Annotated in this window: 21 protein-coding genes and 1 pseudogene; 13 read left to right on the forward strand and 9 right to left on the reverse strand. The window is 68.8% G+C overall.

The window, feature by feature from the left end:
* Positions 1-190: 190 nt before the first annotated feature.
* From OG966_RS17675 to OG966_RS17685, 3 genes are all read right to left on the reverse strand, one after another.
* Complete coding sequence (locus tag OG966_RS17675; RefSeq protein ID WP_326650639.1) at positions 191-2,773, reverse strand: bifunctional FO biosynthesis protein CofGH; 2,583 nt, start codon at positions 2,771-2,773, stop codon at positions 191-193.
* Between the two features lie 242 nt (positions 2,774-3,015).
* Complete coding sequence (locus tag OG966_RS17680; RefSeq protein WP_326650640.1) at positions 3,016-3,591, reverse strand: Uma2 family endonuclease; 576 nt, start codon at positions 3,589-3,591, stop codon at positions 3,016-3,018.
* A gap of 50 nt (positions 3,592-3,641) precedes the next feature.
* Positions 3,642-4,550 (reverse strand): hypothetical protein, encoded by a 909-nt coding sequence (locus OG966_RS17685; RefSeq protein WP_326650641.1) that lies wholly within the window; start codon positions 4,548-4,550, stop codon positions 3,642-3,644.
* Positions 4,551-5,166: 616 nt separating this feature from the next.
* Between OG966_RS17685 and OG966_RS17690 the strand changes: the two genes are divergently transcribed.
* From OG966_RS17690 to OG966_RS40835, 4 genes are read left to right on the forward strand one after another with little or no spacing between them, the layout of a single operon-like run.
* On the forward strand, positions 5,167-5,592 hold the full coding sequence (locus OG966_RS17690) for an SseB family protein (RefSeq protein ID WP_406731628.1): 426 nt from the start codon (positions 5,167-5,169) through the stop codon (positions 5,590-5,592).
* Positions 5,589-6,236, forward strand: coding sequence for a hypothetical protein (locus tag OG966_RS17695; protein WP_326647227.1), 648 nt, complete (start codon positions 5,589-5,591; stop codon positions 6,234-6,236). The genes OG966_RS17690 and OG966_RS17695 overlap by 4 nt, the downstream gene beginning before the upstream one ends.
* On the forward strand, positions 6,236-7,915 hold the full coding sequence (locus OG966_RS17700; protein ID WP_442806721.1) for a WXG100 family type VII secretion target: 1,680 nt from the start codon (positions 6,236-6,238) through the stop codon (positions 7,913-7,915). The genes OG966_RS17695 and OG966_RS17700 overlap by 1 nt, the downstream gene beginning before the upstream one ends.
* Before the next feature lie 42 nt (positions 7,916-7,957).
* Positions 7,958-8,377, forward strand: a complete 420-nt coding sequence (locus tag OG966_RS40835) for a DUF4279 domain-containing protein (RefSeq protein WP_406731626.1) — start codon at positions 7,958-7,960, stop codon at positions 8,375-8,377.
* Between the two features lie 493 nt (positions 8,378-8,870).
* On the opposite strand, the gene OG966_RS17710 is transcribed toward OG966_RS40835, so the two are convergent.
* Complete coding sequence (locus OG966_RS17710; RefSeq protein WP_326650642.1) at positions 8,871-9,287, reverse strand: ATP-binding protein; 417 nt, start codon at positions 9,285-9,287, stop codon at positions 8,871-8,873.
* A gap of 123 nt (positions 9,288-9,410) precedes the next feature.
* Between OG966_RS17710 and OG966_RS17715 the strand changes: the two genes are divergently transcribed.
* From OG966_RS17715 to OG966_RS17730, 4 genes are all read left to right on the forward strand, one after another.
* Positions 9,411-10,280 (forward strand): helix-turn-helix domain-containing protein, encoded by an 870-nt coding sequence (locus OG966_RS17715; RefSeq protein WP_326650643.1) that lies wholly within the window; start codon positions 9,411-9,413, stop codon positions 10,278-10,280.
* Positions 10,277-10,471 carry a DUF397 domain-containing protein gene (locus tag OG966_RS17720; RefSeq protein ID WP_326650645.1) on the forward strand — a complete coding sequence of 65 codons (195 nt, stop codon included), beginning with the start codon at positions 10,277-10,279 and terminating at the stop codon, positions 10,469-10,471. The genes OG966_RS17715 and OG966_RS17720 overlap by 4 nt, the downstream gene beginning before the upstream one ends.
* A gap of 53 nt (positions 10,472-10,524) precedes the next feature.
* Entirely contained in the window at positions 10,525-10,755 is a 231-nt protein-coding gene (locus OG966_RS17725; protein ID WP_326650647.1) for a hypothetical protein, read from the forward strand.
* Positions 10,756-10,988: 233 nt separating this feature from the next.
* Positions 10,989-11,594 carry a hypothetical protein gene (locus tag OG966_RS17730; protein ID WP_326650648.1) on the forward strand — a complete coding sequence of 202 codons (606 nt, stop codon included), beginning with the start codon at positions 10,989-10,991 and terminating at the stop codon, positions 11,592-11,594.
* Between the two features lie 422 nt (positions 11,595-12,016).
* On the opposite strand, the gene OG966_RS17735 is transcribed toward OG966_RS17730, so the two are convergent.
* A complete protein-coding gene (locus OG966_RS17735) occupies positions 12,017-12,844 on the reverse strand; it encodes an LLM class F420-dependent oxidoreductase (RefSeq protein WP_326650649.1) in 828 nt (275 codons plus the stop codon).
* A gap of 110 nt (positions 12,845-12,954) precedes the next feature.
* Between OG966_RS17735 and OG966_RS17740 the strand changes: the two genes are divergently transcribed.
* From OG966_RS17740 to OG966_RS17760, 5 genes are all read left to right on the forward strand, one after another.
* The gene (locus OG966_RS17740; RefSeq protein ID WP_326650650.1) at positions 12,955-13,275 is read left to right on the forward strand and encodes a hypothetical protein; all 321 of its coding nucleotides are present in this window, start codon (positions 12,955-12,957) and stop codon (positions 13,273-13,275) included.
* 142 nt (positions 13,276-13,417) lie between these two features.
* Positions 13,418-14,935 (forward strand): CehA/McbA family metallohydrolase, encoded by a 1,518-nt coding sequence (locus OG966_RS17745; protein ID WP_326650651.1) that lies wholly within the window; start codon positions 13,418-13,420, stop codon positions 14,933-14,935.
* A gap of 81 nt (positions 14,936-15,016) precedes the next feature.
* Entirely contained in the window at positions 15,017-15,457 is a 441-nt protein-coding gene (locus tag OG966_RS17750; RefSeq protein WP_326650652.1) for a DUF3995 domain-containing protein, read from the forward strand.
* Between the two features lie 49 nt (positions 15,458-15,506).
* Complete coding sequence (locus OG966_RS17755; protein WP_326655264.1) at positions 15,507-15,947, forward strand: RNA polymerase sigma factor; 441 nt, start codon at positions 15,507-15,509, stop codon at positions 15,945-15,947.
* The gene (locus OG966_RS17760) at positions 15,944-16,423 is read left to right on the forward strand and encodes a hypothetical protein (protein ID WP_326650653.1); all 480 of its coding nucleotides are present in this window, start codon (positions 15,944-15,946) and stop codon (positions 16,421-16,423) included. The genes OG966_RS17755 and OG966_RS17760 overlap by 4 nt, the downstream gene beginning before the upstream one ends.
* A gap of 113 nt (positions 16,424-16,536) precedes the next feature.
* Here the strand turns inward: OG966_RS17760 and OG966_RS17765 are convergent, their stop codons facing one another.
* From OG966_RS17765 to OG966_RS17780, 4 genes and pseudogenes are all read right to left on the reverse strand, one after another.
* Positions 16,537-16,893 (reverse strand): HIT family protein, encoded by a 357-nt coding sequence (locus tag OG966_RS17765; protein ID WP_326650654.1) that lies wholly within the window; start codon positions 16,891-16,893, stop codon positions 16,537-16,539.
* Between the two features lie 273 nt (positions 16,894-17,166).
* Complete coding sequence (locus OG966_RS17770) at positions 17,167-18,630, reverse strand: aldehyde dehydrogenase family protein (protein ID WP_326650655.1); 1,464 nt, start codon at positions 18,628-18,630, stop codon at positions 17,167-17,169.
* A 119-nt stretch (positions 18,631-18,749) separates the two neighbouring features.
* A pseudogene (locus OG966_RS17775) lies at positions 18,750-20,483 on the reverse strand (N-acyl-D-amino-acid deacylase family protein); the annotation flags it as partial.
* Positions 20,484-20,775: 292 nt separating this feature from the next.
* Positions 20,776-21,897 carry an LLM class flavin-dependent oxidoreductase gene (locus OG966_RS17780; RefSeq protein WP_326650656.1) on the reverse strand — a complete coding sequence of 374 codons (1,122 nt, stop codon included), beginning with the start codon at positions 21,895-21,897 and terminating at the stop codon, positions 20,776-20,778.
* Between the last annotated feature and the right edge of the window lie 72 nt (positions 21,898-21,969).

Below are 21,969 nucleotides of genomic sequence, written 5' to 3' on the forward strand. Positions count from 1 at the left end.
TCATTGCGGAGCGAAGTCCCCGGGCCGCCGGGAGCGCTTGGGGGGCCGGGAGCGCTCGGTCTCTTCGTCGCCACGATCGGGATCCAGCTCATGCTCGGCGGGATCAAGACGTACTTCGGCCTTTCGTGAGACCGGCGCCGAGGCCGAGGCGACGCCTGCCGAGGCGGCGGAGGCGCACCGGCTGATGGCCCTAGTCGCCCAGTACCGGAAGCAGCTCGGGCAGATGCCCGTCGGATGCGGTGGCGGCGCGCATGCGCTCTTCGGGCACCTCGCCGTAGAGCGTCGTACGCGGCTTCGCCGGGCGGCCCGCCTCCTCCGCGATGGCGACCAGGTCCTTGACGGAGCGGTACGAGCCATAACTCGACCCCGCCATCCGGGAGATGGTCTCCTCCATCAGTGTGCCGCCGAGGTCGTTCGCACCGGAGCGGAGCATCTCGGCCGCGCCCTCCTGCCCCAGCTTCACCCAGCTGGTCTGGATGTTGGTGATGTGGGGGTGGAGGAGGAGGCGGGCCATGGCGGTGACGGCGCGGTTGTCACGGATGGTCGGGCCCGGCCGGGCGATGCCCGCCAGATAGACGGGCGCATTGGTGTGGATGAAGGGCAGTGTCACGAACTCCGTGAACCCGCCGGTCTCCTGCTGGATCCGGGCGAGGGTGCGGAGATGCCCGAGCCAGTGCCGGGGCTGGTCCACATGTCCGTACATCATCGTGGACGAGGACCGGATGCCCAGCTCATGCGCTGCGGAGACCACTTCGATCCAGGTGGCGGCGGGCAGCTTGCCCTTGGTCAGGATCCAGCGGACCTCGTCGTCGAGGATCTCGGCGGCGGTCCCGGGAATCGAGTCGAGGCCCGCCTCCTTGGCGGCGGAGAGCCATTCGCGGATGGAAAGACCCGTGCGCGTCGCACCGTTGACGACCTCCATCGGCGAGAAGGCGTGCACATGCATCCCGGGGACGCGCTCCTTCACGGCGCGCGCGATGTCGAAGTACGCCGTGCCCGGCAGATCGGGGTGGATGCCGCCCTGCATGCACACCTCGACCGCGCCGACCTCCCACGCCTGTTCAGCACGGTCGGCGACCTGGTCGAGGGAGAGGGTGTAGGCGTCGGCGTCCGTGCGACGCTGGGCGAAGGCACAGAAGCGGCAGCCGGTGTAGCAGACGTTGGTGAAGTTGATGTTGCGGGTGACGATGTAGGTGACGTCGTCGCCGACCACGTCACGGCGCAACTCGTCCGCGATACGGGTGAGCGCGTCGAGCGCCGGTCCGTCCGCGTGCAGCAGCGCGAGCGCCTCGTCGTCGGTGAGCTTCGTCGGGTCGTCCGCGGCTTGCTTGAGGGCTTGCCGTACGTCGGTCTCGATCCGGGAGGGCACCATGCCGGGGACGGCCGCCTCGCGCAGCGCCTCCCAGTCGCCGTAGACCTCGTCGAAGTCGTCGCGCCGGTCGGAGGTCCGGCCGGTGGTGTCGATGGTGCGGTGCAGATCGGTACGGCCGGCCGCGGTGAACCCTTCGTCGGGCTCCTGCCAGGGCAGCCCGGCCGGCGTGACGTCCTCACGGGCCAGCCCGGTCTCCGGATCGGCGAGCGCGCGGACATGCGGCAGCAGTCGCGGGTCCAGCCAGGGCTCGCCGCGCTGGACGAACTCCGGGTACACACAGAGGCGTTCCTCGAGCCGGAAACCCGCCGCCGCCGAACGCTCGGCCAGCTCGTCGATCTGCGGCCAGGGCCGCTCGGGGTTCACATGGTCGGGCGTCAGCGGCGAAACCCCGCCCCAGTCGTCGATGCCCGCGCCGATGAGCCGCGCGTACTCGCCCGCCACGAGGTTGGGCGGCGCCTGGAGGCAGGCGGAGGGCCCCATGATGTGCCGGGCGACGGCGACGGTGGCGACCAGTTCGTCCAGCTCCGCGTCCGGCATGCCGCGCATGGCCGTGTCCGGCTTGGCGCGGAAGTTCTGCATGATCAGTTCCTGGATGCCGTGGTACGCACGGGCGACGCGCCGCAGCGCGAACAGCGAATCGGCACGCTCCTCGTACGTCTCGCCGATCCCGATCAGCAGCCCGCTGGTGAAGGGCACGGAACTGCGCCCGGCATCCTCCAGCACCCGCAGCCGGACGGCGGGCTCCTTGTCCGGCGACCCGTGGTGCGGCCCGCCCGGCTCGCTCCACAGCCGGGTCGCCGTGGTCTCCAGCATCATGCCCATGCTCGGCGCGACGGGCTTCAGGCGCTGGAAGTCCGTCCAGGTCATGACGCCCGGGTTGAGATGCGGCAGCAGCCCGGTCTCCTCCAGGATGCGGATCGCCATGGCCCGTACGTACGCGATGGTGTCGTCGTACCCGTGCGCGTCGAGCCACTCGCGGGCCTCGGGCCAACGGTCCTCGGGCTTGTCCCCGAGCGTGATCAGCGCTTCCTTGCAGCCCAGTTCGGCACCGCGCCGGGCGATGTCCAGGACCTCGTCCGGCGACATGAACATCCCGTGGCCCGCGCGCCGCAGCTTGCCGGGGACGGTGACGAAGGTGCAGTAGTGGCACTTGTCGCGGCACAGCCGGGTGAGCGGAATGAAGACGCTCTTCGAGTACGTGATGACTCCGGCGCGGCCCGCGGCCTCGAGCCCGGCATCCCGCACCCGCGCGGCGGACGCACACAGGTCGTCGAGGTCGTCCCCACGCGCCTGCAGCAACACGGCGGCCTCGGCGGTGTCGAGAGCGACGCCGGTCCTGGCTCGCTTGAGGGCGCGGCGCATGGCGTTCTCGGTGGGGCGTACGGGCTGGTGATCCGTCATGGCTCGAGCATACGAGCGCGGGGGAAGGGGAAGTAGCTGACCTCGGGCGGAGGGGCACGCCGGGGCAGCGGGATGCCCTGCGCGTACGACCCCAAGAACCTGCGTGTACGACCCCAAGAAGGCGTACGGCGATTGGCCGACCGGCGTCCATCCTCCGGAGCTCCGTCCGGGCGGGGTACGGGACTGAGATCCGTCCGGCTCTCATCCGCGCGCTCAACCCGCATCACAGCATCAGACGCCATTCAGTCGGCGTAGTCCTTCAGCTTCCGCGTCTCCAGAGTGATCCCGACCGGGTCGGGGAGTTCGACGACGGCGCCGAAGGGGCGCGTGGTGATGCTTAGGTACGAGCCAGCCTCGGGCTCGGCGTGGACGGTGACCGAGCACGCGTCGCGGTCGATGAGGAGGTAGATGGGGATACCGGCCTCCGCGTAGCCGCCGGGCTTCTCGACGCGGTCGCGCATGTCGGTGTCCGGGTCGCGCGAGGTGACCTCGACCGTCATCAGGACACCACCCGGCTCGGCCCATTCGCCCTGCCCAACGAAGTTCTCCTCAGGAGCGAGGCATCCGTCCGGGCGGGCCCGCCCCTTGCGATAGGACTCGACCTTCAGGCCCTGCTCCGGGTACAGCGACAGCTCCGGGCGCTGCTGCATGCACTGCCTGATGAGCCACATGACGATCTCACCGTGATTGCCGTCCGGCACGGGCTTGACCCGGACCTTCCCCTTGATGAACTCCAGCCTCACGAACTCGGGCGCACGGCCGGCAAGCTCCTCGAACTCCGTGACAGACATCTGGGGCTTGGCAGTCCTGGGGGTCATGGCGTCGCCTCCTCCCCTCCATGGTGCCCTGACCGGCGCATCCTGCACGCTCATGCACGACTCCTCGGGGGCAGCCCGGCAGCGATGCGTGCGGCGTCGGCGTGCGCGGCCACGTCCGCCGGGCGCGGGCCGGGGCGGAAAGTGGCCGGGATGTCGTCCTCGTCCTCGCTCCGGCAGGCCTCGCACATGCCGTTGATGAGCGGCTCGTCCTCCTCGGTCGTGTCGCAGAACATGCAGACCATGACGCTGCGCAGCACGGTCTCGGGCTCGCGGGCGGGCTTGGGCGGCATCTTGTCCTCCAGTCGTCGTTTCGCGATCCCCGCCGGGTTGTGGATCGCGTCGGGCAGTCCGTCAGTGAGCGCACGGATCAGGTGCTTCACGCTCGCGCCGTACTCCAGCCAGGTCGTGGCAAGGGGTTCCAGCCGCTCGCAGTCGGCGGCGGAGAGGGTCATCCGGGGGTCGGTACGGCCGAGGGCGGCGAGGGTTCGGTAGGCGGTGGTGCGCTGCGGTGCGGACTCGGCGGCGGCCGGATCGGTAGCGGCCGACTCCGTGGTGGCCGACTCCGTGGTGGCCGGCGCATCGTCCGGGGCGTCCTCCGGGGCGTCGAGCATCACGCCCCGTACGCTCCGGCAGAACTCCTGCCACCAGGCGCTACTGCGGGCAGTGCGCGACCAGTACGTACGCGTCACCCAGCGCACCCCGTCGTCGCGGACCACCTGCTCCTTGATCCGGCGCAGATGGCCCGCGTTCGTGAGCGCCTTGAGCGCGCTGCGGATCGCCGCCTGACCGTAGTCGGCGATGTGTTTGGCAAGGGTCTTGTGATCCATCGCCGCGCCCTCGGGGAGGCGGTCGATGAACGCGGCGACGGCCGCTTCCCGCTTGGGCAGATGTGCGAAGTCGCCTCTGCGGCGCGGGCATTGATCGGGCGCGGGACGCTTGCCGTAGCCCGGACTAGCCATGGGGTGTGCGGGCGTGGGCAGGGCACAGCTAAAGTTGAGAGAAGCCACGAGATCGGCCTTTGCGATCTTGGAGGTCAGACCCCGGCTGGTGCTGCTAACACCGGTCGGGGTTGTTTATTGCTGCGAACGCTAGAGGCATATGACAGCGCGTGGCAAGTTGAACACCGAAAGTCAACTCTTGTGGGCATCGCAGCAGTTGGGGAGGGTGGGTGGGTTCAATCCACCAACCATTCCTCACAAAGAGGGCTCGGCGCTCGGAGCTCGAAGCCCGGAGCTCTACGGCCTCTGAGTAGCAGGATGAGTAGCCGCGCGGATCCATCCGGGACGCCGACCATGACCTACTTGCGGCATGCACGAGGCTTCCCACCCACCGGACCTGGCCGACGGTCGACGATGGCGACTACGAGCCCGAATCGGGCTTGCGGGCCTCATGCCCACCGCCCTCAGTGCGTGCGGGTTCATGCTCGAGCTCCCTCCGCATCGCCTGGTGGGCCTACCGGGATCAACGCACCCTTGTACTCCGTTGCTTACGAAAAAACGTTCGTGGCAACATGCCGGGCATGACCAGTAACGGGGACGGCACAGCGGGCCCGACCAGCCTTTGAGACTCACCGATTTGGCCGCTTCATCGACGGTTTCTGCTCCCGCGACGGCTGCGTCGGCAGTGGCCCCGGAGGAGCAACTCAAGTCGGCCCGCCGGGAGTTTGCGGTGTTGCTGGGGGAATTCCGGCGTACTGCGGTGCTGGTGCCGATCGACCCGTACGGGAGCCTGTGGACCGCGGACCAGGGCGGGGTTCGCTGGATCTGCGCGTTCTCGGACGAAGAAGCGCTGGCACGGTTTGCAGGTGCGCAGGGGGACGCCGAGCGGGAGTGGACGTACCAGACGATCCTGGGCGCGCGGCTGCTGGATGTGATGGTGCCGATGGTGCCGGGTCCGGCAGGGGTGGCGCTCGACGCGGGCAGTGACGAAGGCATGTTGTTCCCGCCGGTCCAGGGCATCGTGCCCGAGGCCGCGGCGGTAGACCTCGGGGGGATGGAATGAGCGGAAGCGATCCCGATCTCGCGGCGCCGGCAGCGGCGCTCGCCGAGATCGCGAACGGCATCAACTTGGCGCATGCCGAATTGAAGGACCTCGGGATGATCGGTGAGGCGTCGACCGGTCGGGGGTTCTCAGATGTTGCGTTGTCGGGACTGGAGTTGGGGCACAGCGGGCTGACCGCGGAGTTCCAGACCTTCTGTGATCGCTGGGAGTGGGGTGTACGGACGCTGACCCTGCGCGGGAATGCCTTTGCGCATGGGGTGGGTCTGTCGGCCGGCTCGTTCGCCGAGCAGGAGCGGTACATCAAGGACTCGATCAAGGTCGGCGTGAACTCGGTGAACGGGAACCCGCACTTGAGCGAGGACGAGGTCAAGGGCATGAGCTGGGACAAGATCAGAACCCAGTCGGCGTTCGACGGTGCGGACTGGAGCCCCGAGTCCATCTCCGAGGCCCAGAAAAAGGTCAACCAGACCTGGAAGAACACCGGGTACGACGTGATGGACGCGGAGATGGACTCGATGGAGCGCTCGGGTCTGATCGATCCGAAGGTCCGTGATGCCATGGACGAGAAGATGCGCGAGACGTTCGATCCGTCGAAGGAAACGATCGCGCAGGCTGAAGAGCCGCGGTGGGGGGAGCACCGCTGATGCCGGACTGGGGGAAGCTGGCCGACAAGGGCATCGACGCCGTAGGCGACGGGATCGACAAGGCCAAGGAGAAGGTCGGCGAAGGTGTCGACTGGGCGACGGACAAGGTCGGCGACGGTCTTGACCACATGGGCCAGCACAAGATGGCGGACGTGGTCGAGGACTGGGGTGATCGCACCGCCTCGTCCCTGGGCGCGGAAGTCGGTGAGCAGCAGCTCGGCGAGAGCGAGCAGGCGAACGAGCTGATCCACGGCAATCCCGGGAAGATCGCCGAGTCGGTGAAGAACCTGCGGGACTTCCAGAAGGCGTTCGACCTGGTCGGCGGCGGGATGAAGAAGCTCGACTCCAGTCACTGGAAGGGCGAGGCGGCCGACACCTTCCGGGACGAGTTCCAGACTCTGCCCACCGACTGGCTGTACGCGGCGGACGCGTTCGAGGACGCGGCCAAGGCACTGGAGACGTACTCCAAGTCGATCACCAGCGCGCAGGACAAGGCCAGGGAAGCGATCGCCCTGTACAGGGAAGGCGACGAGTCTTCCAAGACGGCAACCGACGAGCACAACAAGAAGGTCGACGCCTACAACGCCGCCCGCAACGGCGACCACCCGCTGCCCGACCCCGGTGAATTGTCCGACCCGGGCCAGGCCAAGCGGGAACGGGCGCAGGAGGTCCTCAAGGAAGCCCGCCGCCACCGCAACGAGGCGGCCGAGACGGCGAAGACGGCTGTCACGGCAGCGATGGCGCACGCTCCGAAGGAACCCACCGGCCGCGAAAGACTCAATCTCGAGGTCATGGACTACAGCCTGGGCCAGAGCTTCGAGTTGGCGCATTTCGGTGGCGGCGTCGTCAAGGGCACGGCCGGGCTCCTCAACTTCGTCCGGTCGGTGGACCCGATGGACCCGTACAACCTGACGCACCCGGCCGAGTACTGCAAGGGCGTCAACATGACGCTCGCCGGACTGGCCTCGACCGCCGCCAACCCGGACCGGGCGCTGAAGAACGCCTGGGATGCGGCGAAGGGCGACCCTTCCGAGTTCCTCGGCCGGTTGGTCCCCGAACTCGCCGGCACCAAAGGCACGGGGCTCGCGCGCGGCGGCATCCGCGCCGGCATGCGGAACGGCGTCAAACAAGGACTTGAGCAAGGCGCCGAAGCGGGCGTGAAGCACGGACCATTCGACAATTTGGCAAGTAGGGGCTCTGGAGCCGACCTTCCACCGTTCGAGGAAGTGAAGAGAGCCGTCGCTGAGAGCAATCCAGAGATAGTATCTCGCAAGTGGCCGGATGATGACGGTAGATACTATGCGAGTCGAGTTCTCAAAGGTGGTCGCCCGGACGGAGAAACCGTACTGGCCGGTCATGGATATATCGAAACAGGCGCGGGAGAAGTTGTCGTACCGCCCGGAACAAACCTCTCTTTCTACGTGGCGCACGGAGAGAGGATTCCCGGACTCAATGGCGTTGCCGTCGAAGGGGGATCTTACCCCGGGGCAGCTGTTGAGACTTTCGGCCCAGGTGATCGAATACCGAACTATACGCTCGCTCCACCCGAACCGAAGGGACCCGGCGGATTTACCGTATACGAGAATTCAAAAACAGTGGCGCAACGAACAATGCTAAGTGACCTATTGAAATCCGACATGGGAAACGTACATTGGGCGGCATGCCGCGAGTTCAAGTAAAATCAATAGTAAACAACGGTTGCCGATGAGACAGGTAGATACATGAGTAAGAATTTCCGGGCGGGAGAGTCATGGGTTCTCACGGATGTGGCCCTGATTATCAAGAAGAGCGACCTCGACCCCGACACGATCACGGCTCGCCTGGGTCTGAAACCATCGGCCGTACGACTTCCGGGACCTGACCGTTGGGACCCCCGCGGAGACACGGATGGGCAATGGCGTCTCCAGTGCGACGAGCGCACCACGAGGATCTTTTCCGAACAACTCGACTCAATTCTCGGAGCCGCAGAGGGCTGCGATCGGATCCTCGCGATCATGAGAGCTGAAGGGTTCGATGTCACGCTCGCAATTGGCGGGTACGCCGACAATGACTCGCAGTTGTCATTCTCAGCTTCTGAAATAATGAGAATTTCCCGCCTGGGCCTGCCCCTCACACTTACTCCAAATCTGAATGAGCGTTGATCTCTAGCTCGATAAGGGACACGATGATTCCGGCAAATTACTGGTCATCAGTAAATACATCGTTGGCAATCACAAAGGAGGGACTTGACCCAGAATTCGTCAGCGAGACTCTCGAGTTGCCTGAACCGACATCAAATGGAGCGGTTATCAACTCAGGTCCGAACTGGTGGGCCTACACATACGATGAAAGCTTCGCTGGAGGTCTGGAGGAGCAAGTTCATTCACTAGCCTCCCAAATCGCCCCCCGCCTAGACCGAGTGGCCATACTTCGTAAGACGAGCCATGCGGTTCAAGTAGCCATCGCGGGCACAGTCGAGACCGGGTCACGATTGTTCGTTTCACCCAGAGCCCTGGGTCAGTTGGCTTCGCTAGGCGTTCCCATCTCGTTCACGAGTCTCACGGCTCAGGGGATGCCTGAGGAGGATCCCCTGAGTTGGCTCGACTGAGTTCGAGTGTCAGCATGTGGGCTGCCGCCCGGGCACAGTAAGTCGGCTCACCGCAGCGCCAGCTCCGCCCAGACCGTCTTGCCGACGACACGGTCGGCCACGCCCCAGGTCGTGGCGACTGCGTCGACCAGCAGGAGGCCGCGGCCCGTCTCCAAGTCGGTTGTCGGCGGCCTCGGGGCTGGTGCGCGGTCGGCGCGGGCGTCCGAGACCTCGATGCGGAGGGTCTTCGGGGCGAGCGCGAGGCGTAGCTCGAAGTCGCGGCCCGGGACGCGGGCGTGGGTGACCGCGTTCGCCGTGAGCTCCGCGACGATCACTGCGGCCGAGTCGGAGAGGTCGCTCCCGTACGGGATGCCCCAGCCGTCGAGTTGGTGGACCGCGAGGTGGCGGGCAAGGCGGGCGCCCCGGCGGGTGGCGCTGAAGCGCTGGTTGAACTCGGGGGTGGCGGAGGTGGTTTCGACTTTCATGTCACTGAGCGTGGTCGGTTCGCCGTACCCTGACCAGGAGTGAGATCGCGACGCTGGGTAACTGTACGGGTACGGACGGCGGGCTGTACGAGACGTCGGCCGTGACCGAGAAGGCGGTACGGCATGACGGTGAACGCGGCACGGGAAGAACGGCCGGAGCGGCCCGCCGAAGTGGACGGGACGGCACATCTCTTCAGCGCGCTCGGCAAGCAGATCAAGGTCCTGCGCGAAAACTCCTCGATGAGCCAGCGGGAGTTGGGGGTTGCAGCCCACTGCGGGGAGGACCTGATCTCCGCGATGGAGCGGGGCGTACGGACGCCGCAGCCCGAGTTCCTGGTGCGGGCCGATGAGTTGCTGGCCGCCGGTGGCGTACTGAAGGCGGCGGTAGAGGACGTACGAGAGGCACAAGCGAAGGCGCGCACGCGGCACCCGGACTGGTTCCGCGACTATGCACGGGCCGAAGCGGAAGCCGTCGCGCTGCACGACTACAGCATCCAGGCCGTGCCGGGCCTGCTCCAGACCGAGGATTACGCACGGGCGGTCTTCACGCACCGGCGTCCGTTGCTGAACGAAGAGACCATCGAGAAGCGGGTCGCCGACCGGTTGGCTCGCCACCAGATCTTCGAACGCTGGTCGGCCCCGACCTCGAGCTTCGTCCTGGAGGAAGCCCTCCTACAGCGGCCGACCGGTGGACCGGCTGTTCATCAAGGCCAGTTGCAACAACTGCTCCGGGTCGGAAGGCTCCGTACGGTGGAACTTCAGGTGATGCCGCTGGATCGAGAGGAACACCCCAGCCTGGACGGCGCGTTCATTCTGCTGACGCCCAAAGGCCGACCGCAGGTGGCGTATACGGAGATCTACGGGCACCCTCGACTGATCACTGACCCGTACGAGGTCGGCGTCTTCGCCGATCGCTATGGGATCATCCGGGCGCAGGCTCTTACCCCAAGGGAGTCCCTGTCCCTGATCGAGAAGATGCTGGGAGAGCGATGAACACCACGGAACCCAACTGGTCCAAGTCCAGCTACAGCAGTGGCGAGGGCGGCGCATGCCTGGAGGTCGCCCCCACCCCCGCCGCCGTCCACGTCCGGGACTCCAAGGCCGCCGAAGGCCCCCAGCTCGCCCTCACCCCCGTCACCTGGGCCGCCTTCGTCTCGTACGCCCGCGTCCTCCCCCTGGACTAACCCCGCGCGTGTCTCTCCCGTGACGACCCCGGCCCCCGACAGGCTCGGGTGCCATGAAGACAGCACGGATCACCCTGCTCGCCGCCCTGTCCGCAGCAGCCCTCGTTCCCGTCTTCGGGCAGCCGCGGGCCGGGGCGCCGACGGTTCAGGCGCCCGGGGGCTACACGGACTGCGCGTACTCGTCCAGCACTAGCAGCACCTCCGACTCCCCCGCCGACGGGAGCTGCGACACGACCCCCTCCAGGCCTTCGGACGACCGCTCCCGTAGGTCACATATCGTGTAGCCATGGCCATGCCACCTCCCCACCAGTCCCCCGGTCCGTACGGACCTCCGCAGCCCAACCCCTATGCTCAGCAGCCCTACCCGCACCCGCAGCAGGGGTACCCGCAACAGGGCTACCCGGGGCCACAGGGATACCCAGGGCAGCCGGGGCAGGGCGGGTGGGGACACCCCCCGGCGGGGCCGCCGCGGCGCAAGAATCACGCGTGGCTGATCGTCGGTATCACCGTTGGGGCGATGGCCCTGGTTCTCGCCCTTTCCTACATCGGCAACCTGGGCAGCGACTCTGAGCGCCCCGCCAAGACGTTTCCCGAGGCCAAGTACCGGCTCACGGTCCCAAAGACCCTCCTGGCCAACGAGTACAAGCTGGTCAGGGACGGGTCGGCGGACGCCGACGCCGAGGCGCAGAAGAAGGGTTACGGGGCCGGTCCGGACGCCCGCAATGTCAAGGCGGTCATCGGCTCGTACACCGGTACCGCCACCGACGCTCCTCGCGGCCTCGTACTGGCCGGCATGTACGGACAGTTCAACGATCCGGCCCAGGCACGCGACAGTCTGCTCGACGGCATGAGAAAGGCCGACGGGATGGACGAACCCAACCCGCCGAAGACCATTACACCGCCCGGCTCGGACGTCGACATGACCTGCACGGTCATGCTTTCCACGGACAAGGACGGGACTTCCACCGTCCCGGTGTGCGCCTGGGGCGACGACAACACGGCGGCCTATGTCGCTTTCCTCACCCCGGCCTCCGCCAAGCAGGACCCCGACACCGTCGACCTCAACGCGACCGCGCAGCAGGCTCTTAAGGTGCGCGGCGAAGTACGGCGGCCCGTCGGCTGACCCGACGCCCGGAGCGGGGCCCGTCCCGGTCCGCCTCCGCCGCCACCTCCCGGGCCGAACATTGCCGGTTGCCAGGTCAGCATCATGTGGACGGTGCGGCTCCGCGACTCCCGCCCGCCATTCAGGTGAACGGCCGGAAGGACCACCCGCCGGCGGCGCCGGGCCGGGGCGAAAGCGCCCCGTCGTGTCCCCGCCGCATCCCCGCCGCATCCCCGCCTGAGCCGGTCGTCACAGGCCCGACAGTCCCGATCCCCGGCTCCGCACAGTGCGCGGCCCGGGGAGGCAGGACCGCCTCAAGGGGAAAGCGGCCCAGCCGGGGGCAGCGCTTTCGGCTCGACCGCTTTTTGTCGCTTCCTGAACCTGTTCGACCGTGATCACGGAACTCCCGCCGCCGGCCGGCCGAGGCCGCTCCGAGCACGCCGCTACAAGTACTGCGCGTACTCGTCCAGCACCCTCAGCACCTCCGGCTCACCCGCCGGCGGCAGCTGCAGCACCACTTCCTCCACGCCCAGCTCCGCGTAGTACACCAGCTTCCCCGCACTCGGCTGGACCGCGTACGGCACCACCTGCAAGGAGCGCGGGTCGCGGCCCGACTTCTCCCACACCTCGCGAAGGACCGGAACCGACTCCGCAAGCCCGCGCCCGCCGATCGGGAGCCAGCCGTCCGCGTACTCCGCGATGTGCGAGAAGAGCTTCGGGCCCGCCGCGCCTCCAATGAGCGTGCGCGGGGCGCCGCCGGCGGGCTTCGGGTAGGCGTGCGACGCCCGTACGGCCCCGAAATCGCCCTTGTACGCCGTCGGTTCCGCCGCCCACAGCGCCCGCATCAGCGCCATCCGGTCCCGGCCGAGTTCGCGCCGCGTAGTCCACTCCACACCGTGGTCCGCGGCCTCCTCCTTGTTCCAGCCGTAGCCGAGGCCGAGGGTGAACCGCCCGCCCGACAGGTGGTCGAGGGTCGCGATCTGCTTGGCCAGGTCGATCGGGTCGTGCTGGGCGACGAGCGTGATGCCCGTGCCGAGACCGAGCCGCGACGTGACCGCCGCGGCCTGGCCGAGGGCGACGAACGGGTCGAGGGTGCGGCCGTATTCCGGAGGCAGCTCGCCGCCGGCCGGGTACGGGGTCGTGCGCTCCACCGGGATATGGGTGTGTTCCGGCAGATAGAGCCCACCGAATCCGCGCTCCTCCAGCTCGCGCGCGAGCCGCACGGGCGTGATCGTCTCGTCCGTGAGAAAGATCGTGGTCGAGATCCGCATACGGAACCCTCCGTCATCGTCTCTGGTGGCGGCCCAAACGTATGCCGTACGGTGCCACATGCCGAGAGCTCGGCAACAAAAGCTCGGCAACCACGGGGAGGAACCACATCATGATGCGTCTGCGCATCGCCACCACCGCACTTGTGCTGTCCGGGGCACTTCTTACGGGCGCGCCCGCCGCGTCGGCGGCCTACGCACCCACCGCGGCCGTCGCCGTGCAGAAGACCGCCGCCGCGCCCGAGGCCGGGTCATCCGTCGCCAAGGCGTCGACGACCGTGAGCACCGTCGGCAAGGACCGCAAGAAGAACAAGAAGAAGAAAAAGAAGAAGAGCGGCCTCTCCGCCGGCCTGGTCATCGGTCTGATCCTCGGCATCGCGGTGCTCGTGATCATCGTGCTGCTGCTGATGCGGCGCAACCGGAGTGACGGCTGAGCCGTAGCGGTGGCCTGAAACCCCACTCGAAAGCCAGGAGCAACCCGGCACCCCCCTTCCCTTGCACGGCCGTTCACGGCTCAATACCAGGGTTCGAGTAAGACACTCCTGTCCCTCTCACCACCCCTGGGGAGCCGACGGCATGTGCAACGACGAACACGCGATGGACAGACGCGGACTGCTCGTGACGGGCGCCGCCGCGGCGCTTACGTTGGGCACCGTGAGCTTCAGGAATGCCACACCGAGCGCCGCCGCCCCGAACGACGGCGACCACACGCAGGTCGTGCGCGGCACGCTTCCGGCGGGCGCCCCCGACTTCGTCTATCTGCCGGTCGAGATCCCGCGGGGCGTACGCGAGATCCACGTGGCGTACACCTACGAGCGGCCCGTCGTGCCGCCCGGCACCCAGGGCAACGCCCTCGACATCGGCATCTTCGACGAGCGCGGCACGGAGCTGGGTGGGAAGGGCTTCCGCGGCTGGTCGGGCGGGGCGCGCACGGAGTTCTTCATCCGCGCTGACGACGCGACGCCGGGCTACATCCCGGGCCCGGTACGCGCAGGCACCTGGAACATCGCGCTGGGCCCGTACACCGTCTCGCCGCAGGGACTGGCGTACGAGGTCACCATCACGCTCCGGTACGGCGCGCCCGGCAGGACTCCCCGGCCGGTCTATCCGCCGGAGCGGGCCAAGGGCCGCGGCCGCGCCTGGTACCGCGGCGACTGCCATCTGCACTCCTGGTACTCGGACGGCAAGCGCACCCCCGCCGAGATCGCGGCGCTCGCCCGTGCCGCCGGGCTCGACTTCATCAACACCTCCGAGCACAACACGCACTCCGCGCACGCCCACTGGGCCGACCAGGCGGGCGACGACCTGCTGATCCTCACCGGCGAGGAGGTCACCACGCGCAACGGCCACGTGGTCGCGCTCGGCACCGACCCCGGCACCTTCATCGACTGGCGCTACCGGGCCCGCGACAACCGCTTCGGCCACTACGCGCGCGAGATCAGGCGCTCCGGCGGCCTGGTCGTGCCGGCCCATCCGCACGCCACCTGCATCGGCTGCAACTGGAAGTTCGGCTTCGGCGAGGCGGACGCGGTGGAGGTGTGGAACGGCGCGTACACGCCCGACGACGAGGTCTCGCTGCAGTCCTGGGACAACACGCTGGTCGCGTCCGTACGCGGCGGACGGCGCTGGACACCGGCGATGGGCAACAGCGACGCGCACCGCGACCCCGACCCCGTCGGCACCCCGCAGACCGTGGTCCTCGCGGACGACCTGACGCGCGAAGCGATCCTGGAGGGCATCCGGGCGGGACGGTCGTACGTCGCCGAGTCGAAGGCGGTGTCGCTGGCCTTCTCGGCGGCGGGCGGCCGCCGCCGCCATGCGGGCATCGGCGAACGGCTGCACGTCGACGCCGACGACCCGGTGACCCTGCGCCTGGAGGTCATCGGAGCCCCGAACTGCTCGGTCCGCTTCGTCACCGACCAGGGTGTGCTGCACACGGCGGCGCTCCCGGCGACGGGGGCGGGCACGGTGGAGTGGCACACGACGGCGGCGTACGCGGCGTATGTACGGGCGGAGGTCCGGCACGCCGTGGCGATCCCGGGGCTGCCGGGGCCGTTGGCGGCGTTCACCAACCCGGTGTTCCTCGGCGCCTGACCCGTTTCGCGAACTCGTCGGAACGAATCGCCGGTTCGGCTCCTCTGTGGGGTGACGTATCCGCTCACCGAGGAGGTCCTCATGGAAACGAACCGGCGTGCCGCCGCCCGGGCTGTGGCGGGCGTACTGACCGCCGACGGGCTGCTGCACGTGTTCTGGGCGACCGGCAGCCACTGGCCGGCCGACGACCCGAAGGCCCTGTCGTACGCGGTGCTCGGCGCCGATGTGCCGTTCACCCCGCCCGTGCTCCTGCCGCTCGCCGCGCTGCTGTTCACTGCGGCGGGCCTGGTGACCGCGCGCGCCCGGCGCCGGGGGCGACTGCTCCAGGCGGCCACCGTTGCCGTTGCCTGCGGTACGGCACTGCGTGGGCTGGTCGGTCTGGCCTGGGCCTTCGGGGTACGGGCGGGCCTCGACGACGGCGCCGGATCCACCTTCTACTGGCTGAACCTGGCGCTCTACACTCCGCTGTGCCTGGCTCTGGCGGCCGCGGCACTGCGGGTGGCGAGGGAGCGGAGTGAGTGACGACGTCCAGCGACTGGTGCGCGCCGCGCAACGCGGCGACACCATCGCGATGAACGACCTCCTCGACGTCCTCACCCCGTACGCGGGCCGCATCTGCACCCCGATCGCGCTCGCCGACGGCCCGGACGCCGTCCAGGAGACGCTGGTCGCCGTCTTCCGAGGGCTGCGTTCCCTGAAGGAACCGGCGGCGCTCTACGGATGGGTGCGGGCGATCGCCTGCCGGGAGGCGGTCCGGGTCGCCCGCAGGTCCGCCCGTTCAGTACCGGCCGATCTCACCACCCTCCCCCAGCGGGGCGATCCTCAACTCGCCGCGGACATCGGGGACGTACTGACCCGGCTCTCGCCCGAACACCGGGCGGTCCTCGTCCTGCGGGACATCGAGGGCCTCGACGAACAGTCCGCGGCCGAACTGCTCGGCCTCCGCGTCGGCACCGTCAAATCACGGCTGCACCGGGCCCGGGACTCCTTCAGGAAGGCGTGGTCATCGTGACAACCGTCAACTGGCCGCCCGCCGCGGGCCTCGACCCGGTGCGGCGGCTGTACGCACTGGCCGCCGGCGTCCCCGGCGCCACGATCACCGAGCTCGAGATCGAGGCGGACTACGCCGAGGTCTGGCCGCTCCTCGCCGACCTGGACGGCGAACTCGCCCGCCTGGTCCCGGACATGCGCCACCTGCGGGTGACCCGTATCGACGGCGACCGCGTGGAGGCGGTTGCGCGGAGCCGCTTCGGCATGCGGGCCCGCTTCGACGGCGTACTGCGGCCGGGCTGGGTCTGGCTCCAGAGCCGCTTCATCCTGATGGGAGTGGCGGCGATCCCGTGCGGCGAGGGCCGCACCCGGGTGGCTTTCACGGGCGGCATCCGCATCCCGGGACGCGCGGCGCTGATCCCGGTGGGGGTGGGGCGCGCGGGGCGCCGGGTGCTGGGGCGGCTGGAGAGGCGGGTGGCGGCGGGGCGCACGGGGTGAGGCGGGTGGCGGCGGGGCGCACGGGGTGAGGCGGTCGGCTGCCGTGGGCGCCCGCCGCGGACAACCGCCATTGGGCGCCCGCTTGCCCGCTCCGCCACTCCGCCGGAGAAGCCTCAGCCCGCAGCGAGAACCGTCCGCAGGCGAGCACACACATCGGCCACGGCCGCCTCGTCCGGCAGCTGCCCCGCCTCGAACATGGCCATCTGCAGCGCGGGCCCGTAAGCGCCGTACCGGGCGAGATCATCCTTGAGCGCGGGTTGCACCACGAAGTGAATGTGCCCCGGCACTGCGCCGGCATGGGACCAGAGGCAGACGTAGACCTGCTCCGGCTCCATCGTCTCCGTCACCGCGGAACTGACCCTCCGTAGCAGCGGGCCGAGTTCGGCGGATTCCTCGGCTGTCAGATCGGCCACGTGGATCACGTGCCTGATCGGCTTGACCACCAGCGTCCCCAGGCCCAGCGGCCCCACGCAGTGCTCCACGACCCATGTGCCGGTCCGCAGGATCGGGCCACCCGGCAAGAGCTCAGTACCGGCCGTGAGCCCACAGGCGAGGCACGCCTGATCGGTATCCGGATCCTCAACCAACGCTGCTGCCCCCCAGTTCGGAAGGTGACAGCGTTTCCTGAAGCGGCGAGGAGATCAACCCCGGGCCTGGGTGCCGGTCACCGGCACCCAGGCCCCGGACTGCCAACGGGGTCTAATCACGAGGCGTGTCGCGGCGCGCCGGGCCGGCGTCGAGCCTCAGCCGGGCCACACCACCGCCTGCACCTCGCTGTACGCCTGCAGCGCGTACGAGCCCACATCCCGCCCGACCCCGCTCTTCTTGAACCCTCCGAACGGCGCCTCCATGTTCCGGCCGATGGTGTTCACCCCGACCCCGCCCGCCCGCAGCTCTCCCGCCACCCGGAACGCCCGCGCCACATCCCCCGACCAGACATAGTCGATCAGGCCGTAGTCGCTGTCGTTCGCCAGCGCGATGCCCTCGTCCTCGTCGTCGAAGGGGACCACGACCACCACCGGGCCGAAGATCTCCTCCCGCACCACCCTCATGTCGTTCGTACAGTCCGCGAACAGCGTCGGTGCCACATAGAAGCCCTTGTCGTACGCAGGTCGCTCGCCGCCCGCAACCAGCCGAGCACCTTCCTTCCTGCCCAGTTCGACGTACGACTCGACCCGGTCACGGTGGGCCGCCGAGATCACCGGGCCGACCACCGTGCCCTGTGCCACCGGGTCGCCGACCTTCATACGGGTCAGACAGCCGGTCAGCTTCTCGACCAGGAGGTCGTGGATCCCGCGCTGCGCGATCACCCGCGTCGGCGCCGTACAGATCTGGCCGCTGTAGAAGGAGAACGTCGTGCCGATGCCCATCACCGCCAAGTCCACGTCCGCGTCGTCGAAGACAAGCGCCGCGCCCTTGCCGCCCAGCTCCATGAGCTGCCGCTTCATCCCGCGGCCGCAGACTTCCGCGATGCGCTGTCCGACCGCCGTCGAGCCGGTGAAGCTGACCATGTCGACGTCCGGGGAGTCGACGGCGGCCTCGCCGACGGCGGGTGCGGAGCCGGTCACCACGTTCACGACACCGGGCGGCGCGCCCGCCTCCGCCAGGGCCTCGGCCATCCTGTAGACGGACAGGGGGTCCTGCGGGGCGGGCTTCACGACTACCGTGTTGCCCATGGCGAGCGCGGGAGCGACCTTGCCGGCCGGGTTGGCCCAGGGGTTGTTGTACGAGGTGATGCAGGTGACGACGCCGACCGGGCGGCGTACCGCGAGCGCCCCGAAGACACCCGCCTTCCCCATCGGTCCCGCTGCGTTGATCTGCGGGGGCAACCCCTCCTCCACGGGCTCCAGCGCCCCCTTCGCGTACCGCCGGAAGCGGGCCGCGCCGACGGCGACCTGCATGCCGCGCGCCGTCGCGGTCGTCGCGCCGCTCTCGGCCTGGGCGAGGCGGGCGTACGGCTCGGCCTCGCGCTGAATGACATTGGCGGCGGCGTCCAGGATCCGGGCGCGCTCCTGCGGTTTCGTACGCGACCAGGCGGTGAAGGCCTCGCGGGCGGCGGCGGCCGCCGCGTACACCTGCTCCCGGCTCGCCTCGGGCGCGAGCCCGACGGTCTCCTCGGTGGCCGGGTTGACGACCTCGTAGTGGCCGCCGTCCGGCTCGACCCACTCCCCGCCGATGAACAGCTTCTGCCGCACCTGTTGCCGCACCGGCTCGGGCCCACCCCGCCCCGCCGTCACCGGAGTTCGCCCTGCCCTGCCGCATCGGCTGTCCCGTACGGCCTGCTTTCCGGCCGGGGGTCCGGGGGTTGTCCCTGGGGAAGATGCAGCGTACTCACGGTCCTCGTGTCACGGCCGGACCTGAGCACCGTGCCCGGTACCGCGCCCGTCACCTCGTCGTCCCGTATCGTCTCGACGCCGTTGACGCGCACCGACACGATGCCGATGGCTTTCGCGTCCAGGCGCGGGCTGTCGCCGGGCAGGTCGTGTACGAGCGTGGCCGGGCCCGCCTCGATCCGTTCCGGGTCGAAGAGGACGAGGTCGGCGTGCCAGCCCTCCTGGACACGGCCGCGTTCGCGCAGACCGAAGAGTTGTGCCGGGTCGTCGGTCAGCATCTTCACGGCCTCCTCGAGGCCGACGAGTTTCCGGCCGCGCAGACAGTCGCCGAGGAAGCGGGTCGTGTACGGCGCTCCGCACATCCGGTCCAGGTGCGCGCCCGCGTCGGAGCCGCCGAGCAGGACGTCCTCGTGCTCCCAGGTCTGCCGGCGCAGCTCCCAGGAGTCGGGGTCGTTGTCGGTGGGCATCGGCCAAAGAACCGTACGCAACCGGTCGTTGGCGCAGATCTCGACGAGACAGTGGAAGGCGTCCTGGCCGCGCTCGGCGGCGATGTCCTTCACGACGCGCCCACTCAGGCCCTCGTTCTGCTTGGAGTATGTGTCGCCTATGACGTAGCGGCCGAAGTTCGCGAGCCGGCGGAAGACTCCGGCCTCCTTGGAGTCGGCGTGGCGCAGCATTTCGGCGCGTACGTCCGCCTCGCGGAGTGTGGCGATCCGCTCGGGGACGGGGAGGGAGAGAATCTCGCCCCAGCCGGGGATGAGGTTCAGTGCGCAGAAGGTGCCCAGCGACATGTTCATCGGCGTGAGGATCGGCATGGTCAGCGCGACGATGCGGCCACCGGACTTCCTCGCCCGCTCACTCGCCTCGAGCTGGCGCGGCACGCGCTCGGGCACGGACGCGTCGATGGTCAGCACATTCCAGTTGAGGGGCCGTCCGGCCGCGGCGCTCATCTCGACGAACAGGTCGATCTCCTCGTCGGCGAACTGGTCCAGGCAGCCCGCGACAATCGCTTCGAGCTGGGTGCCTTCGTGTTCGGCGACGGCCCGCGAGAGGGCGAGGAGCTCTTCGGGCTTCGCGTGGCGGGATGCGACCGGCTCTCCATCACCGTCGGAGTGGGTGGATGACTGGGTGGTGGAGAGCCCCCACGCCCCCGCGTCCATCGCGTCGTGGAAGAGCCTGAGCATGTCGTCGAGCTGCTCGGGCGTGGGTTGCCCGCCAACCGCGTCGGGGCCCATGACATGCCGGCGCAGCGCGCAATGGCCCACCATGAAGCCCGCGTTGACGGCGATCCGGCCTTCCAGGGCGTCCAGATACTCGCCGAAGGTGTGCCAGCTCCACGGCGCGCCCTCCTCCAACGCGACCAGCGACATGCCCTCCACCTTGGACATCATGCGGCGGGTGTAGTCGGCGTCCTCGGGACGGTCGGGGTTGAGCGGGGCGAGGGTGAAGCCGCAGTTGCCGCCGGCGACGGTCGTCACTCCGTGGTTCATGGAGGGGGTGGCGAACGGGTCCCAGAAGAGCTGCGCGTCGTAGTGCGTGTGCGGGTCGACGAAGCCGGGGGTGAGGACGAGCCCCGACGCGTCCTCGCTCGTCCTGGCCTCCTCGGCGACGGTCCCGGGTTCGGCGATGAGGGCGATGCGCCCGTCCCGTATCCCGACGTCGGCGAGGTACGCGGGCGCGCCGGTCCCGTCCACGACGGTCGCCGAGCGAATGAGGTGGTCGAGCATGACGGGTCCCTCCAGCGCGGGGTTGGTCGTTGTCGGTCGTTTCATGGCTCCGGCCGGGGCGCGTGCGGCAGGCCGCTGCCGACGGGCACCCGGCCGGAACCCGGGGACGGCGGTCCGGGAGGCCGCCGCCGTTCTGCGGGGGCGGGGGGTTTTCCCCTACCCGCCCCTTCCCGTAACCGGGGGCTCCGCCCCCGGACCCCCCGGTACGCCCTTCGGGCGTGTCCTCAATCGCCGGACGGGCTGCAATGCAGCCCCGCCGGCGATTGGGAACAGGCCCGCCGCAGGCGTACCGTCAGCCGGCCGCCTGGCGGAAGCGGGTCGTCCGGTGCACCGGGTCCGTGTCGATCTGCGGGATCACATGCTCGCCGATGAGCTTGATCGTGTTGATGGTGTCCTCGTACGAGATCCCGATCGGGAGCCCGAAGGAGAGCTGGTCCGCGCCCGCCTGCTCCCAGCGCTTGCACTGCTGCAGCACCTCACCCGGGTCACCGCAGATCATCAGCTCCTCCGCGATGAGCAGTTCGATGATCTCCGCGGTGTACTCGGGCAGCAGCTCCGGCCACTCGGGGATGCCCTCGGGCCTCGGGAAGGTGTCGTGGTAGCGGAAGAGCAGGGACTGCAGATAGTTCAGTCCGCCGCCGACGGCTATCTCGACGGCCTTGTCGTGCGTCGGGGCGCAGATCGCCGTCGACGTCACCATCACGTTGTCGTTGACGAAGTCGCCGATCGCCTTCGCCTCCTTGACGGCCGTCTTGTAGGACTCGACGACCCACTCCATGTCGGAGACTTTCTGCACGCTGAAACCCAGAACGCCGAGGCCCTTCTTGCCCGCCATGGCGTACGAGGACGGGGAGCCGGCCGCGTACCACATCGCCGGGTGGGACTTCCCGTACGGCTTCGGCAGAATCTTCCGCGGCGGCAGCGACCAGTGCTTGCCCTGGAAGCCGGCGTACTCCTCCTGGAGCCACATTTTGGGGAACTCGGCGATGGTCTCTTCCCAGAGTTCCTTGGTGTGGTTCATATCGGTGATGCCTGGCATGAAGCCGAGGATCTCGTGGCTGCCGGCGCCGCGTCCCGACCCGAACTCGAAGCGCCCTTCGGAGAGATGGTCGAGCATGGCGACCTTCTCCGCGACCTTCACAGGATGGTTCACGGGCGCCAGCGGGTTGAAGATGCCCGAGCCCAGATGGATCCGGTCCGTCGCGTGTGCGAGGTACCCGAGGTACACGTCGTTCGCCGACAGATGCGAGTACTCCTCCAGGAAGTGGTGCTCGGAGGCCCAGGCGTACTTGAAGCCGGACGTGTCCGCCTGGATGACGTACTCGGTCTCCTCCATCAGCGCCTTGTGCTCCGCGAGCGGGTCGGTCTCGGCACGCTTGCCGACGTATCCCTGTACAAAGAGCCCGAATTCCAAAGGGGTTCACCGTCCCTTTTACTTTCTGACGCACCGTCAGATCTCGATGTGGTCGACTGTTCCACCGCGCTC

The organism is Streptomyces sp. NBC_01750, assembly GCF_035918095.1.
Classification (GTDB): Bacteria; Actinomycetota; Actinomycetes; order Streptomycetales; family Streptomycetaceae; genus Streptomyces.